Genomic DNA, 16,207 nt, shown 5'->3' with positions numbered 1-16,207 from the left:
GACTCATCAGTTTTTTAGTTGGAACAAAGGCATCACCCTGGATTCGTTATCTTCTGTTATATCCTGTTCAGGGTGACCCAACAATCTTGGAATTACCGAATCAATTTTTAAAAATTACCCCAAGTAGGTAAAAAACCTAATTTTATGACACACCACTCCTTCCATATTCCCGTTATGGGAATTGCATTTACTATTGACACCCCATTGAAAGTTTCCCATTTGGGCATAGATTCGGCAATATCCTTGGTCGATGATATCCTTATGGAAAAAATGAGGAAGATGTATTGTGAAAAATTTGAAGTGCCCTACCATGAAATCAATGAGGGAATCGAGGATTTCAGGGCCAAAAGAATCACCGCTTATCTTAATCTCATTAAAAAACTGGTAGAAAAAAGGTTTGAACAGCTAAAGGATGTTACTTATGGCCATAGCGATGGGTTAAAACAATACTTTGATATGTTGCCCGACACTTCGTTGCTAAAGAAACGGTTTATCGATTTGACCCAAAAAACCGATCGCACGGCCTCCCTCAAGGAGTTTCTTGATGAGAACCTTTCCATGGGCAATATTGAGGTCAACATCATGACCAAATTGGATAGGGAGAATTATCGACACAAAGAGCCCTTGCCCAACAAGTACAATGATGCCCATGCCGCCCTTAGGGGATATGCCAATAGCAACCTTAGTTCCTCTGTTATTTTTTCGGCGGGCATGAACCCCCGATTGTACAGCTATATCGAGGAATTCGATGATTTTTATCCAGATGAAAACGGAATCATAAAAAAGAAAATAATCCTAAAGGTCAGTGATTATAGATCGGCCTTGGTCCAGGGGAAGTTTCTCGCAAAGAAAGGGCTATGGGTATCGGAATACAGAATCGAATCGGGATTGAACTGTGGTGGGCACGCCTTTGCTACAGATGGTCATCTTATGGGGCCGATATTGGCGCAGTTCCGAGACGAGAAAGAAGAGTTGGTATCGGAAACCAACGCTGTGCTGGTCCGTGCACTTTCACAAAAAAAACGTTATGTTCCCCAATCTGCCTTGCCCGTTAAAATCACTGCCCAAGGTGGGGTGGGCACCTCGGAAGAGCATGATTTTCTATTGGAACACTATAAATTGGATTCCGTGGGTTGGGGAACCCCGTTTCTTCTAGTGCCCGAAGCCACCACGGTGGACGACACTACCTTGAAAAAATTATCGCAGGCCAAAGAAAAGGACCTTTACTTGAGCAACATCTCTCCCTTGGGCGTTCCTTTCAATAGCCTAAGAGGAAATACCAAAGACATGGAAAAGTTGGCCAATATCCAAAAAAACAGGCCCGGAAGTGCATGCCCCAAAAAATATGTCGCCTTGAACAAGGAATTCACCAGTGAGGGTATTTGTATGGCATCACGACAATACCAACATCTAAAAATACAAGAATTGGACAAAAAGAACCTTGCTCCAGAAGCCCGCCAAGCGGCCTATGACAAGATTGTCGAGAAATCATGTGCCTGTGTAGGGCTGGGCACTTCGGCCTTGTTAAAATACGGGTTGGATACCAAGACCGAAGGCGATGGTGTCTCCATTTGCCCGGGACCAAATATGGCATACTTTTCAAAGATTGCCAGTCTCAGGGAAATGATGCAACACATTTATGGGGAATCCAGTTTGATCAAGAGAACCGACCGACCCAACATGTTCATCAAGGAGCTTAAAATTTACATTGATTTTCTGAAAGGCAAGATTGAAGAAGTACAAGGTTCCATTACGGATAAGCAAATATCCTACTTGTCCACTTTCACCACTAATTTACATGAAGGGATCTCTTATTACCAAACCATATTTGGCAGGGCAAACAAGGTTTTTAACGACAACAGCTCCCAAATTTCAGGGGCTTTGGTCGATTTCAAAACTGTTCTGGACAACATATCTGATCAAATACTTGGTTTAAAAACAACGGCCCAATAAAAGGTTATTCATTGATACCTTTCTGGATACTTTCTTGAATCATTCCATGTGCATTTTGTGACATGGAGTTGTGCTATATTAAGTTTTTAAACGCTTCTGATAGGTTCAAAATCAATATTGTAGAATCCGCCCTTATTTTCTTTTCTCTTCAAACATTGTCCGATGATGAGATGAGCCACATTGATCATATTTCGCAATTCACAAAGTGCTACGTCCACTTTTGTTGTCCGATACAGTTCCTCAATTTCATTATATATTGTATCGAGGTGTTTAATGCCTTTTTGCAAGCGGGCAGTACTTCTTACAATCCCCACATAATCTTGCATAAGTGCCTGTAACCGATCCACGTTGTGTTTGATAAGAATTTTTTCCTTGGTAAACTGTGTTCCCGTATCGTCCCATTTGGGTATGGCAACCGATGCTGGGAATATTTCCCGGTGTTCCAAATACCCGAAAATATTGTGGGCATATACCAAGGCCTCCAATAAGGAGTTGGATGCCAACCTATTGGCTCCATGCAAACCTGTCCGTGAGCATTCTCCACAGGCAAAAAGGTTTTTTACGGTAGTCCTTCCGTGTGAATCCACAACAATTCCACCACAGAGGTAATGGGCCGCTGGGACAATAGGAATCCAATCTTTTTCAATATTGATATGTCTAGTTCGGCATTCTTCATAAATGTTGGGGAAATGTGCCTTGAACTCTTTTAAATCAAGATGTGTACAGTCCAGAAAAACGCAAGGATCTCCAAATTTTTTTAGTTCATGGTCAATACTTCTGGAAACAATATCACGGGGTGCTAGCTCCGCTCTTATATCGTAGTCGGGCATAAATCTATGCCCTTTTTTGTTTTTTAAATATGCCCCGAAGCCCCTTACGGCCTCTGAGATCAAAAATGACTGACCAGCTTTACCATCATAAAGAACGGTAGGGTGAAATTGGACAAACTCCATATCCTGGATCTGTGCCCCTGCCCTATAGGCCATGGCAATGCCATCTCCCGTAGCAATTGCAGGATTTGTGGTATGTCCATAGACCATGCCCACCCCACCTGTGGCCAAAACTGTGTTCTTTGCGTAGAAAGTCTCTACTTTACCCATTTTTTGGTCAAGGACATAGGCCCCGTAACAAGTCGGTGTGCTTGGTTTGGTTCCATAGAGCTGGTGCTCCGTTATAAGGTCTATGGCAAAATGGTGTTGAAACATTGTGATGTTGTGTCGCTGACGTACCTGATTTAGGAGGGCCAGTTCTATCTCACGCCCCGTACTGTCTTTATGGTGTATAATGCGGTGCTCTGAATGGCCTCCCTCACGCCCCAATTCCAACTGACCATTCTTACCTTTGTCAAACTGCGCCCCCCAAGACATCAGTTCCCCTACCCGTTCCGGGCCTCCGGTGACAACCATATCCACTATGGTTACATCGCAAAGTCCATCTCCTGCAATCAAGGTGTCAGCTATATGCTTTTGATAAGAGTCTTCCCCTAAATCCGATACGGACGCAACACCACCCTGAGCATATTTGGTGTTGGATTCAGCTTCATCAGACTTGGTAGTAATGCAGACGGTACGGTCTGGAAATTTATGTGCCATCTTAAGAGCAAACGACAGTCCGGCAATTCCCGAGCCTATCACAAGGTAATCCGTTGAAATCATTATTGACACCTATTTGGACAGTTTCAGCATTCGTTCTATGGGAACCAGCGCTTTTTTTGCAATGGTTTTCGGTACTTTTATTTCAGGGGTTTCATCCCTGAGACAGCGATATGTTTTTTGCAGGGTGTTTGTTTTCATGAAAGCGCATTCGCTGCAGGCACAACTGTTGTCTTCCACTGATGGGGCAGGAATCAGTATGGTGTCCGGGACTTCTTTTTGCATTTCATGAAGGATACCGGCCTCAGTGGCGACAATATATTTTTTCCTGGGATGATGCTTCACATAGGTTATCATAGCGGAGGTGGAACCGATATAGTTTGCAATTTTCAATATATGTTCTTCTGATTCAGGGTGGGCAATGATCATTGCATCCGGATGCCTTTGGTATAGATCCAGCAATTTATCGATACAGAAAGCTTCGTGGACAATGCAACTGCCCTCCCAAAGCAACATATCCCTTCCCGTTTGTCCTATCAGGTAGCTGCCCAAATTTTTGTCCGGTGCAAAAATAATGGGAGTGGTTTTAGGGATAGCCGAAATGATTTTTAGGGCATTGGACGAGGTACATATATAATCACTCAAAGCCTTGATCTCGGCCGAACAGTTGATATAGGTCACTACAAGGTGTTCCGGATGGGCTTCCACAAAAGGCCCGAAGATCTCTGGTGGACAGGAATCGGCCAACGAACAACCTGCGGACAGGTCGGGCAGCAACACCTTTTTTGCTGGGTTGAGGATCTTGACGGTTTCAGCCATGAAATGCACCCCGGCAAATACAATAATATCCGCATCGGTTTTGGCCGCGGCTTGGGAAAGGCCTAAGCTATCGCCCACATAATCGGCAACTTCCTGGATTTCGGGACGCTGATAAAAATGGGCGAGCAGGACTGCATTTTTTTTCTTTTTGAGTTTTAGGATTTCCTGATGTAAGTCAATTTCAGGGGTAAAATGATTGACTGATTGTCCTCCTTTCATGGCATAGCTATATCTTGATTCGGTAACTGTTTTTGAAATCCGTTAATATTCGATGTCTGGTGACGGGTTTTTTGAGATTCGAAACTAGGGTATCCGCACTGAGCAAAAAATGATAAATGTCATAATGAAATATAAAATTATCTTTTAATTATCTTTGAGCCATCCAAATGTTATTGAGTATGTTGTCCAATGCCTGTAAATATGCCGTACGTGCAGTAGTTTATTTAGCGATCCATAGTAATGTGGACAATAAACTCGGTGCCAAAAACATCGCTGAAGCGCTTGAAGTGCCCCAGCCTTTTTTGGCCCAGTTGCTCCGAAAACTGACTACGAACAAATTGGTTTCCTCGAGCAAAGGCCCGGGTGGAGGTTTTTTTCTGGACGAGAAAAATTTGAACAATACGCTTTGGGACATTATCTCCAGCATAGATGGGGAGTACAAATTTGATGATTGTTTTTTAGGCCTTTCCAAGTGCAACAATGAAAATCCCTGTCCCGTTCACCATATTGTATCGCCGTTTAAAGAGAAAATTCTATACAACTTTAAGGAAAAGTCCATTGCTGTGCTCGCTGCCGATATGGAGCAGAACGGAACAATCATTTCCCTAAAAGGGGTCGATCTGTCTAGTTGACCTTAACCGAAAAAAATTCAGAACACTGTTTTTTTGCCAATGACCTATGCTCCTTCATAAACAACACCCGATGTAGGGGTTTCATACAATTTGATTTTGCAGAGTTGTGGAATTTTGGCCTTGATCTTGTCCCATAGCCAAATTGCGACCTGCTCGCATGTGGGATTTTCAAGTCCCTCAATATCATTTAACAACTTATGGTCAACACGTCCTATTATTGGGTTGACTGCTCTTTTGATATCGGAAAAATCGATGACCCATCCAAGGTCCTTGTCCAATTCCCCCTCAAAATACAATGTCAATCGGTAGGTATGGCCATGTAGGATCCGACATTTATGTCCATCGGGTACATTGGGCAAAAAATGGGCCGAATCAAAGTTGAAATGTTTAAATAGTATCATGTCTCGCTATTTGAATCAAACTTTTATCCGAACTTTGGGAACGTTTTAGGGAACCCGCCCTAGATACGATGAACAACATTAAGGGAATTACCCCGCCAAAAAGAAAAAGACAAGCTCCTATGCCTCTTAGCCATGTCAAGGATTGGAATACCCCGCCACCTATAAATTCTTCGGAACGGGCAAACCAAAGCCCATTGTCAACCACTGCCTTGAACTGGATTGTGCCCGCGGGAAGAAGGTCCAGAAGTACCATGAGCATCAATCCTATGTTAATGGACCAAAAAGAAACTTTCACCAGCTTCTTGTTCCATTTCTTTGTTTTGAACAGCAACTTTGTAGCAAACAACATGGCAGCTAGTGAAATATTCCCGTACACTCCCATTAAAGCAGCGTGGGCATGGTTCACGGTCAGGTAAGTGCCATGCTCATAATAGTTCATGATGGGCAGGTTGATGATGATTCCCAATACCCCTGCCCCGAAGAAGTTCCAAAAGTTCACTGCTATCAAGAATGAAAATACCTCTGGAAAACCAAAATCACCGAGTTCGCTCGGCTTTACTCCCTCAAGGGCAATTCGGGGCATGTTCTTGAACCGCCAGGCTTCCACGGTCAATAAAATAAGGGGTACAAATTGCAATGTGGAAAATATACTGCCCAAGGCCATTGTAGCCACAGGTTTGGCATTCCAATAGAAATTGTGCGAAATCCCCAAAAGGCCAGTGCCCAAAAATAGAATGGTGGCAAAATAAATGACCCTTATGGCGGCATTTCTGCTCACAAGTCCCATCAATACCATTAAATAGCTAACTATAACGGTGATGAACACTTCAAAAAATGCCTCTACCCACATGTGTACCACCATCCACCTCCAAAAGTCGGCAATAACAAAATTGGTTTCTGGCCGGGCCACAAAACCCGATATGAACAATAAGGGAATACCTATTATCGAATACATGATCCAATTGGGAAGGTTCCAGGGCATACCCTTTACAAAAGCGGGTCTGATGCCCCTGAAGACCACAATTCCCCAGAGCACGAAGATAAGCATGAGCAGTACTTGAAAAGCCTGTCCGAAATCAACGAACTCCCAACCTTGATGCCCCAGAGCATGCCACCAATCCCCCAAAAAACCCATCGGGCCCAAGACCATACCTGTCAATGAGCCTGCCACCAGAACGACCAAGAGCACAAAAAGAAGGTTGATCAGGGGAAGTTGATGTTCCACTTCCCTTTTGGCCAAAATCGGGAGGATGAAAATGGAAGAGGCGATCCAACAGGTGGATATCCAGTATAGTGAGAGCATCAGGTGCCAACTTCTGGAAATTGTAATGGGGAAGGATTCCGAGAATTCAACACCAAAAAAACCAAGGTAATCCACAAATTCATTGATGGTCACAAAACCACTGGACACTTGAACAAAAAATAAAACAATGGCCACTAAGAAAAACTTATAGGAGGCTCTTTGGGTTCTTGTAGGTGTAAAATCCCTAACACTTCTGGCTGTCAACAATTCCTTGCTGGCTGGTTTGAAAAATTTGTTTGACAATTGATTGTACTGTCCTATGAAGTATAGCACAACACCGCAAACAAGCACAAAGGCCAGCAAACCCAACACACTCCACAACACCACTGGGGAAGTTGGGGTATTGCCCGCCTTGGCATCATAGGGCCAATTATGGGTATAGCTAAAACTTTCCCCCGGTCTTTCGGTGACACAGACCCATGCTCCCCAAAAGAAGAAATTGGAAAGGTTGAGGACCTCTTCCTTGTCGGTAATATAGTTCTTCAAAGGAAAGGAACTTTCCCTAGAAGTATTCAAGAAAACATTTTGATAGTAATCCCTGACCTTTTCCAGAGCATACACGTAGGCATCGTTCAAAACAACAATATCTTCTGCACTATCATAACCATTTTTTTTGAGCTCTTGTTTCACCTTTTCGGCAATCACTTTTTGCTCATTATCGTTTGCGGACCTACCGTTTTGGGCCTCAAATTGCTTTTGATAGTAGGCATTGACATGTATGGTTATCTGGTGCAGGGCCTCAGCAGTAAAATCGGGGCCGCGTTGTGCTCCATCCCCAAAGAAAGAACCGTATTCCATAAGAGCATACTTATGAAATACGATTTGGCCTTTTTCTATGTCGGTCTTACTGATCAGCAATGCACCATCCTGGGTCCGGAAGCCCGTCATCGGCGGCGCGTCATTGTAGGTTTGAAACCCGATCATGCCTACTCCTGCCAGACTTATGATCAATATGAAAACCAATGGTCCCCACCAATTTTTGGTGTCCATCCAATAATCAATATTCTTTTTTAAACCCTTTTTGCCAGTAACCGTTTCTTTGTTCTTTATTTTGTGCACACCTAAAGTTTTTGGTTAATTAAGTATTTCCTCTCTCTCATTCCATAAGAATGGTTCAAGATTGAATCTGTACCATCAAAGAAAAGCAATTTTATTTAATTAAATATTAAATGACCTTTATATATTTTATTTTTGGTTTAATCATTAATTCATCACCCTTTAAGCATATACCCTACAAACATTTTTTATGGCACCTATATTTAGGTTCTTGCTATAATCAAAACATATCCAAAAAAACACAGATGTTGTTTAGGTGAAGGGCGTAAAGATTTTTTACATCATTGTGTTATCTTTACGGAAGCCATACATTGGAAGCCAAGACAATTCGTTGGGGTAGCAAAAACCGTTTACTTTCAAACAAACTTTTTTTTTGAATACTGTAAACTGTAAAAGGTTATCAAATATAAAGTTACAATATCAAAAAAGTTGGAATGAAGATAAGGGTCAAAGGAAGTTCTGTCCGGTACCGGCTTAACAAGACTGAAGCAGAAACTTTTTACCGAGAGGGTTCTTTTAGGGAAACCTATACGAGATGTGCTTAGGAGAAGTCGTGAACATGATTCTGGAAATTGAACTGCCCTTATTTTGAAACGTGGATCTGGCCTATGTGACCAAAGCGGAACAGCTCTTGGTCATCATAGCCGAATCCGTTCCCTTTGTCCCAAATGTAAGCAAGTTGAGCGATAAGATCGGTATTAATAGGACGACCCTATTGTCCTACCTGCACTATTTGGATGAAATCGGACTGACCCAGAACCTGTTCAAGAATGCCCATGGCATCAGCAAGTTACAGAAACCCTCCAAGGTCTATCTGGATAATACCAACTAATCTATCTGTGGGTTAAAACATCCGTTTTTAGTGGTTCTCTCTATCCGTCCTTTCTACAAATAAGTGGTTTATGTGAAATTCGATCATACTCACTTTTTTTGGTTTTGAGCAGTACGCTATGACCGATTTTCACAGAAAGTAGTATATCTTCACCTTCCTATCCACTTGGGCCCTTTTCTTTGTTTATTCGTAAACCATATCCATTAAAATGTTTGTTTTCAAATGTTAAAAAAAACAATTTCACCTATAGAATTACGTTAATGAAATCTAAATCTCATTGAAACTGTAAAGATGCCCCCAAAAAACACATTGAGAACTTTCCTGGTCTACTTATGTTTAATCTCGGTGCTTTCAACACATGCGCAAACCGAGGATTCCCTCAATTTTCATCATATAAAAACTGGAATGTCCCAAAGTTCGGCCACAGTGCTTTTCGAGGATAGTTTTGGTTTTATTTGGGCAGGTACACCTAATGGGCTAAATAAATACGATGGAACAGAATTTGAAATATTCGAAGAACGTCAGAAGGGAAGGACAGGTCTTACAAACGGGAGCATTTATTCAATTTATGAGGATAGAGGTGATTTATATATCGCTACAAACCATGGGTTGAGCGTCTTTGACCGTGATTTAAATCATGTCAAGGCTTTCGAGTTCAAGGATACGGGCAAGGCAATGGAATCAAAACCTTTACGCTCCGTAGCAAAAACGAATGAATTCCTATGGCTGGGTACTTATTCAGAAGGTCTTTACAGATATGATATCAAATCTGGTACGTTGAAAAACCTTTTGTTGGATAAGAAAATGGAGGCTGAAAATTACAATAAAAATTATATTGTAAAAATCATCCCGTTAGATGAGGACCGTCTTCTTATTGTATCCCGATCCAATATTTTGGTTATTTCAAAAAACATGGAAATTTTAGCCGAAATCGAAGAGAGCACATTCATTACAGCGGTTACACAATCCGATAAAACCAATTTTATATTGGGTACCAGAAATGGGTCCTTAATTGAATTGAACATAAACCCTGCTTCGGGCCTCCAAACCGAAAGAAAAGAAATCACGCCAGGTTTTACAATACTTTCCCTAGCCAAACATATAGATGGTTCTATTTGGGTAGGCACCGAGAACAACGGCTTGTTTATTTATGATGAAGCAAAGGAAAGTATCAGGCATTTGGAGTATAGTTTGACACGGCCCAATTCCATTTCGAGCAATTCCATTTGGTCACTACTCAGTACCCAAGAGGGTATGGTGTGGATGGCTCCTTTTAAAAATGGTCTCAGTTTTTATGATCCGGAATACTCCAAATTCAAGCACATTGGTACGGATCCCTTTGATCCGCAATCCTTGAACAATAGATTGGTAAATTGTTTTAGCGAAGATTCTAATGGAAATATATGGATCGGTACAGATGGTGGAGGACTGAATCACTGGAACAGATCTACTGGGACTTTTGAACACTTCTCGCTTGACAACTCGAATTTTGGGAGTAATGTGGTCATGTCGTTGCTTGAAACTAAGAATGAGGAATTGTGGGCTGGCACATGGGCAGATGGTATAACGATTTTTAATACCCGAAACAAAACTTTTAAGGTGTGGAACACCAAAAACTCATTTTTAAAATCGAACAATATCACCGACTTATTAAAGGATAAGCAGGGGCGTATTTGGGTTGTTAGCTCATTTAGCGGGGTGCAATTATATAATCCTACGACAAAAAAACATGAAGATATAGTTCTTAAATCCGACCTCGATGGTACGGTAATTAATTCAGCATTTACCATTTTTGAAGATAGTAAAGGTAATATTTGGATTGGCACCCAATCTTCCGGTTTGTTTAAGCTAACGGAAAGAGATAACTCATGGGCAAGTGTCCATTATTATAAAATTCAAGATCAAAGATCTTTGAGCAATGATTTTATCAACACGATAATTGAGGATAAAGCAGGTGTGCTATGGGTTGGGACTCAAGGAGGACTTAATAGATATCTTCCTAACAGTGATTCTTTCCTGGCAACCACCAAGTTGGATGGGTTAAGCAACAATGCAATCAAGGGAATCATAAATGATAAGGAAGAGCATTTATGGTTAAGTACAGAAGGTGGAATAATCAGGTTTGATACACGTACTGGTGAAACAGTTGATTATGATGTGGCCGATGGTCTACAGGCAAATGAATTTAACCCCAATTCATTTATGACCACATCGAAAGGAGAATATATTTTTGGCGGTGTCAATGGATTTAACATATTCATTCCCAATAACATAGAAAAAACCAAGGATATACCAAACTTGTTTATCTCTGGGCTCAAACTATTTAATCGCCCAGTTTTGCCCAATGATGGAACCGGCATTTTGCAAAAAGATATTAGCCAAGCAGATTCCCTGACCTTTAACTATGATCAATCGGTATTCAATATCGGTTTTAAGGCCCTCACCTATCGACATCCGGAAAAGGTCAATTATGCCTATTTTTTGGAAGGTTTTGAAACGGATTGGAATTATGTTGGAAATGAATCAAGTGCTACGTATACCAACATAGATCCGGGAAACTATACGCTAAGGGTCAAATCCACCAATTCTGATGGGGTATGGGTAGACAACGAAAAAAATCTTCATATTAAGATTATTCCTCCATTTTGGCAAACATGGTGGTTCAGGATACTGGTAATACTATTTATTTTACTCTGTCTCTACATTGCCTATTACATAAGAATAAGGACCTTCAAAAAAAACCAACGTAACTTGGAACTCAAAATAGACGAACGCACTAGGGAACTACAATATCAGAAAGATAAACTTGTAGAGGCGGGGAAAGTCCTGGAACTAAAAAATGAAGAAATACAGAGATTTACTTATGCGGTTTCCCATGACTTGAAGAGTCCGTTGAGCAATATAAAAGGAATAGCCAACCTGATTCCTATGGAGATCGTTATGGAGGATTTTCCCAATATTAAAGAGTATCTGTCCTTGATAGATTTGTCCTGTAACAATATGAGCGAACTAATTGCTGACATCACCGAAATAGCTCATTTGGGCCAGATTGAAAATGAAAACAAAATGTTGAATACGAATGAGATACTTAACACGGCCAGAAAACTGATTAAGGCTAAACTTGATATTTCAAAAACACAACTTCATATTTCCGAAAATCTGCCCCATATCTATGGAGATAGAAAGCGGATCATCCAGGTTTTCGGCAATTTATTGGATAATGCCATAAAGTACATGGGAGATCAACCAAATCCTGCCATCCATGTAGAATATGAGGAGGATGGTGAGACCAATACATTTCTAATCCGCGATAATGGTTCTGGCATGGACGAAAGTTCTTTAAAAGAACTATTCACACCTTTTAAACGCTTCCATTCCAATGTTAAGGGAACAGGACTTGGACTTTACATGATAAAAAAAATAATGGATTCCCATGGAGGAACCATAATTGCAGAATCCGAAGGAAAAGGAAAAGGAACTACCTTCAAACTCATTTTACCCAAAGCTGAAATAGATACCTTTGCTGGATAAGGTGCTACACTACTTTTTACCTTTCTTATCCATAATTTGGTAAAGTTCCTTGCTATAATTTTTAAGGGTTATGGACAACCCTAAGCAACCAGACCATAATTAGATTGAGGAGTGGTTGACCTGTACTAAAGATGTAATTATAGACTGAAAACACAATCCCTCCATTTGAACAGTTTAGGGTATGTTCTTAAAGCAAAAAGTTGTTCAAAGAATGATATGATGAACATTGGGGTGTTATTTAAATCCTGTATCACTATCTATTGTACTGTTGACCCTTTCCCCATTTTGCCAAGACCGGCACGGCTCATGCTTCCCCATGACTTTCTTCCCCGTACCAGATCAATATTCCCTTTTAGGGAAGCCCAAAGAATAAAGGGATGAAAAAAGATGGGTTCCAAAAATGCGGTAAGGATAAGTTTATAGGTGTACGTGGTCTTTTTGTATTGTTGAAATGAGAATTCCTCAAAAAATAGGGCGGTTACTGAATACAGAACGGCAAATCCATAGGACACCATGGAAAAACCTATAACGAACATCCAATTGATTTGCCCTAAAATCATAAGAAGAATAAAAAAGAGTATCCCAAAAAATTCTATAAGTGGGGCCAACCATTCAAAAAACAGCCAGTATGGGGTACTCAAAATACCGAGCACCCCATATTTTGGGTTGAACATCATTCCCCTGTGCATCCAAAGGGTTTCGGCAGTACCCCTCGTCCATCTGTTTCTTTGCCTATGTAGAATGGTGAAGTTGGGCGGGACTTCCGTCCAACAAAGTGGGTCGGGAATAAAGCCTACGGTGTAGTCCACTTTTCTGGTCCGCATCAATCTTCGCATACGCACCAACAGCTCCATATCCTCCCCTACGGTTTTGGTGTTGTATCCACCAGCTTCAATAACGGTTTCCTTATCGAACATTCCAAATGCACCTGAGATCAATAAGAGCCCATCAATACGCGACCAAGCCATTCGCCCCATCAGAAAAGCCCTGAAATACTCAATGACCTGTGCTCTGATCATAAACTTTTTGGGCAACTTTACTTCTACGATCTTCCCGCCCTCAATAACACATGAGTTGGCTATTCTGATGATTCCCCCAGATGCTATGACCTTTTTCTCATTGTTCAAAAAAGGCTTTATCAATTTAAGCAGGGCATCGCTCTCCAACACACAATCTACATCAATACAGCAGATGATATCGTGTTGGGAAACATTGATGCCAGCATTTAGAGCATCTGCCTTTCCTCCATTGATTTTATCAACAACGGTGAGATTTTTAAAAGATTTATAGGTGGACTTATAGATTTGTTGGATGGTTTGAGAGGACAAAACGTCGTGATAAATGGAATCCTCCTTTACCAAATGAAAGCTTTCGATAAGTTTTGCCAAGGTATCGTCCTTGCTACCATCATTGATGATCACAATTTCGCAAGATGGATAGTTTACTGTAAGCAATGACCTAACATTTTCAACTATGTTGGCCCCTTCATTAAAAGCTGGTGCCAATATTGAAATTGATGGTAAATTAGTGGAATGCAATAGGGATATCTCATTCTTTAACCCATTCCTTCGTTTATATTCCCTAATTTCCAAAAAGGAGAAAAATGCTGAAAAAATGTATCCGGAGCATACAATACTCCCATAGGCCAAAAACAGCCAGCTTATGATTTCCGTAATGTGGTTGACAGCCATAGTTGTTACAGAATAGGATTATGGTTGATGGAGTTGCATCCTTTTTTCAGCCCTTAAATACATAAGATTGGTCTGCCATTCCTCTTTTTTAGCCAATACCGGTTTCAATTTGTGAAGTATACTTAAATCTCCGAGAGATTCCACAGCTTTAATGATTTCTTTTTTGACCAAGCGGCTCTCATGGGAATATCTGGGTACCACTTCATCCAACAGTTTGTCATAATTCAGTTTACGCAGAGAGCTTACGGCCTCTTTTCGTACATATTCATTGGGATGTATCAAAAACGGAACTATTGCTGGAATATGTTCAAATTGGTTAAACTGCTGTATCATCCTAATGGAAAAAATGAGCACGGTGCTCAATTTATGGTTCAACCATATTGAAAAGTCAGAAGTGGGGCCTTTGTAAACAAACTTTAAGCTGTTCTCTATCTGAATCAATTCCCAAAGGGTAAGTTCCTTTTTCAACTTGGTAAAAAAGATGAGCGGATTGTTCTCGGCTGTCTTGATAAAAAAATATATGGCTTGGGCACGCACGGATTCGTGCTTATCGTTCAAATAGCATGCTACCGCCTTGGACTCCCTTATATGGAGTTCGGATAGGACGTAGATGGCTTTTGCTTTATCGAACCATCTACCCTTCTTAAGAGAGTTCAAAACAAATTTATCAAGCTCCAGTTCATGAAATATGCTCCTTAAAACAAGTGAAGATTCCCCTTTTAAGTTTTCATTATAGACCAAAACTTGCTTTATGGCTATCTTCCGTTGCAACACGGAGGCCAAATGTTGGGTCTTAAAAACTTGTGCCTCCTTTTTAAAATCGAACATGTCATCGAACAAGCAATTGTTCAGAAAAGTATCGATGTTGTGCTGAAAAGACTTCTTCCTCCGTTCTCGTCTGATTTTGTATACCCTAAGAAATATCAACGCCGATACCGTAACGACCACTAGAAAAAAAAATAGCGCCACGAACAAAATGCTCATTTTTAAGGGCCAAGGCCAATCACGTACTATGTGCTCCAATGTAGACAATCAATAACTTTCTATAGTTCTTTTTACCCGCAAAGACAATTCATTGGGGCTAAATGGCTTGGTTATAAAATCATTGACCCCCATCATAAAGGCGTCTGTAATAATTTCTTCCTGATTGGAAGTAGATAGTACAATTATGGGCAATGTCGGCGTATTTTTCCTGATATATTCAATAAGCTCTATTCCGGTAACATAGGGCAGCATTAAATCTGTAATCACCAATTGGATAGTTTCTTCTTGCTTGAGTATTTCCAAGGCTTTTCGGCCGTCTTCCGCAACTATGACTTCATAACCATCCTTTGTTAATTTAAACTCCAACGATTTTACAACCATCGGATTATCTTCTATAATCAAAATTCTCTTCTTCATGATACTTTTAATTTGGGGAACTGTTTTTTAATTTCATTTATAATCAACCCATATTCCTTGATCAACATTTGGGATAATTCTGGGATTTCATCATTCGTGGCATCATAACAAATAGTATGGCAGATTGCACGTCCACTATCATTGCCCAACATAGCAAAACTGGGTTTTATATTATGTGCTATTTTGCGGGCCTCCTCAAAATCTGGTTTTGCGATTGCCCTTTTCAGGTCTAGAAGCCTTATATCCAAGGTGTTTTGGAACAATTGTATGGATTCTTCAAGAAACTCTTGATTGTTATCGGACAGTTCGTTTAAATAATCAAGAGAAAATAATTCGTCTTTTTTTTTCGTATTTTTTGACTCCTTCCCTTTAACAAGAAGTGTATCTATATTGTGTTGTTCTATGGGATAATTAAACTTTATGTAGTTTTCATGAATCACTTCTGGTTCGCTTCCACCTCCCACTATTACCATTAGGCAGGACTTTTGTAGCTCATGAAACACATAGTCCATCAGCTTAAAGGGATTCAATGGTTGTATTTCGTGATCCATAACCACCAAATCGTAGTTAGAACTCTTTAATAGTTGAAGGACACTAAAGCTATCCTGACAATAGTCTATTTCCCAATCATTAAAAACATCAAACTTATTAAAGGCCTCTAATAGACTTTCATTGGGGCATACGAACAAAACATTTTTTAAGGGAGTTCCCATTATTTAAGTAGGTTTACCTACTTAACATAAAATCTTACATTTAATTGTACGAAAAGACTAATTT

13 protein-coding genes are annotated in these 16,207 nt (G+C 40.5%); 5 read left to right on the top strand and 8 right to left on the bottom strand.

Features of this window, described 5'->3' with window-relative positions; translation table 11 throughout:
* The first annotated feature begins 144 nt into the window (after window positions 1-144).
* On the top strand, window positions 145-1,953 hold the full coding sequence (locus MURRU_RS14430; protein WP_014034212.1) for a hypothetical protein: 1,809 nt from the start codon (window positions 145-147) through the stop codon (window positions 1,951-1,953).
* Between the two features lie 86 nt (window positions 1,954-2,039).
* On the opposite strand, the gene nadB is transcribed toward MURRU_RS14430, so the two are convergent.
* The gene (gene nadB / locus MURRU_RS14425) at window positions 2,040-3,608 is read right to left on the bottom strand and encodes an L-aspartate oxidase (RefSeq protein WP_014034211.1); all 1,569 of its coding nucleotides are present in this window, start codon (window positions 3,606-3,608) and stop codon (window positions 2,040-2,042) included.
* Window positions 3,609-3,617: 9 nt separating this feature from the next.
* Window positions 3,618-4,583, bottom strand: coding sequence for a quinolinate synthase NadA (gene nadA, locus MURRU_RS14420; RefSeq protein ID WP_014034210.1), 966 nt, complete (start codon window positions 4,581-4,583; stop codon window positions 3,618-3,620).
* 179 nt (window positions 4,584-4,762) lie between these two features.
* Here nadA and MURRU_RS14415 point away from each other — a divergent pair, with 179 nt between their 5' ends.
* Window positions 4,763-5,215, top strand: a complete 453-nt coding sequence (locus MURRU_RS14415; RefSeq protein ID WP_014034209.1) for an RrF2 family transcriptional regulator — start codon at window positions 4,763-4,765, stop codon at window positions 5,213-5,215.
* A 44-nt stretch (window positions 5,216-5,259) separates the two neighbouring features.
* Here the strand turns inward: MURRU_RS14415 and queD are convergent, their stop codons facing one another.
* Entirely contained in the window at window positions 5,260-5,616 is a 357-nt protein-coding gene (gene queD, locus MURRU_RS14410; protein ID WP_014034208.1) for a 6-carboxytetrahydropterin synthase QueD, read from the bottom strand.
* A complete protein-coding gene (locus MURRU_RS14405; RefSeq protein WP_014034207.1) occupies window positions 5,603-7,978 on the bottom strand; it encodes a nitric-oxide reductase large subunit in 2,376 nt (791 codons plus the stop codon). The genes queD and MURRU_RS14405 overlap by 14 nt, the downstream gene beginning before the upstream one ends.
* A gap of 431 nt (window positions 7,979-8,409) precedes the next feature.
* Between MURRU_RS14405 and MURRU_RS18240 the strand changes: the two genes are divergently transcribed.
* The 3 genes from MURRU_RS18240 to MURRU_RS14395 all read left to right on the top strand — a co-directional run bounded on the left by MURRU_RS18240 (window position 8,410) and on the right by MURRU_RS14395 (window position 12,338).
* A complete protein-coding gene (locus MURRU_RS18240) occupies window positions 8,410-8,520 on the top strand; it encodes a DUF7009 family protein (protein ID WP_417870660.1) in 111 nt (36 codons plus the stop codon).
* 50 nt (window positions 8,521-8,570) lie between these two features.
* Window positions 8,571-8,807: a helix-turn-helix domain-containing protein gene (locus MURRU_RS14400; RefSeq protein WP_041801586.1), complete on the top strand. Its 237-nt coding sequence runs from the start codon at window positions 8,571-8,573 to the stop codon at window positions 8,805-8,807.
* Between the two features lie 405 nt (window positions 8,808-9,212).
* Window positions 9,213-12,338, top strand: coding sequence for a ligand-binding sensor domain-containing protein (locus MURRU_RS14395; protein WP_014034206.1), 3,126 nt, complete (start codon window positions 9,213-9,215; stop codon window positions 12,336-12,338).
* A 257-nt stretch (window positions 12,339-12,595) separates the two neighbouring features.
* Here the strand turns inward: MURRU_RS14395 and MURRU_RS14390 are convergent, their stop codons facing one another.
* From MURRU_RS14390 to MURRU_RS14375, 4 genes are read right to left on the bottom strand one after another with little or no spacing between them, the layout of a single operon-like run.
* Window positions 12,596-14,029, bottom strand: a complete 1,434-nt coding sequence (locus MURRU_RS14390; protein WP_014034205.1) for a glycosyltransferase family 2 protein — start codon at window positions 14,027-14,029, stop codon at window positions 12,596-12,598.
* 18 nt (window positions 14,030-14,047) lie between these two features.
* Complete coding sequence (locus MURRU_RS14385; RefSeq protein WP_148261523.1) at window positions 14,048-15,013, bottom strand: HEAT repeat domain-containing protein; 966 nt, start codon at window positions 15,011-15,013, stop codon at window positions 14,048-14,050.
* Window positions 15,014-15,061: 48 nt separating this feature from the next.
* Window positions 15,062-15,430 carry a response regulator transcription factor gene (locus tag MURRU_RS14380; RefSeq protein ID WP_014034203.1) on the bottom strand — a complete coding sequence of 123 codons (369 nt, stop codon included), beginning with the start codon at window positions 15,428-15,430 and terminating at the stop codon, window positions 15,062-15,064.
* Window positions 15,427-16,143, bottom strand: coding sequence for an Hpt domain-containing protein (locus MURRU_RS14375; protein ID WP_014034202.1), 717 nt, complete (start codon window positions 16,141-16,143; stop codon window positions 15,427-15,429). Before MURRU_RS14375 ends, MURRU_RS14380 begins: the two co-directional genes overlap by 4 nt.
* Window positions 16,144-16,207 lie beyond the last annotated feature (64 nt).

Source organism: Allomuricauda ruestringensis DSM 13258, assembly GCF_000224085.1.
GTDB classification, from domain to species: Bacteria; Bacteroidota; Bacteroidia; order Flavobacteriales; family Flavobacteriaceae; genus Flagellimonas; species Flagellimonas ruestringensis.
Note: the sequence above shows the minus strand (reverse complement) of the source record. Positions and strands in the feature narration are given on the sequence as shown.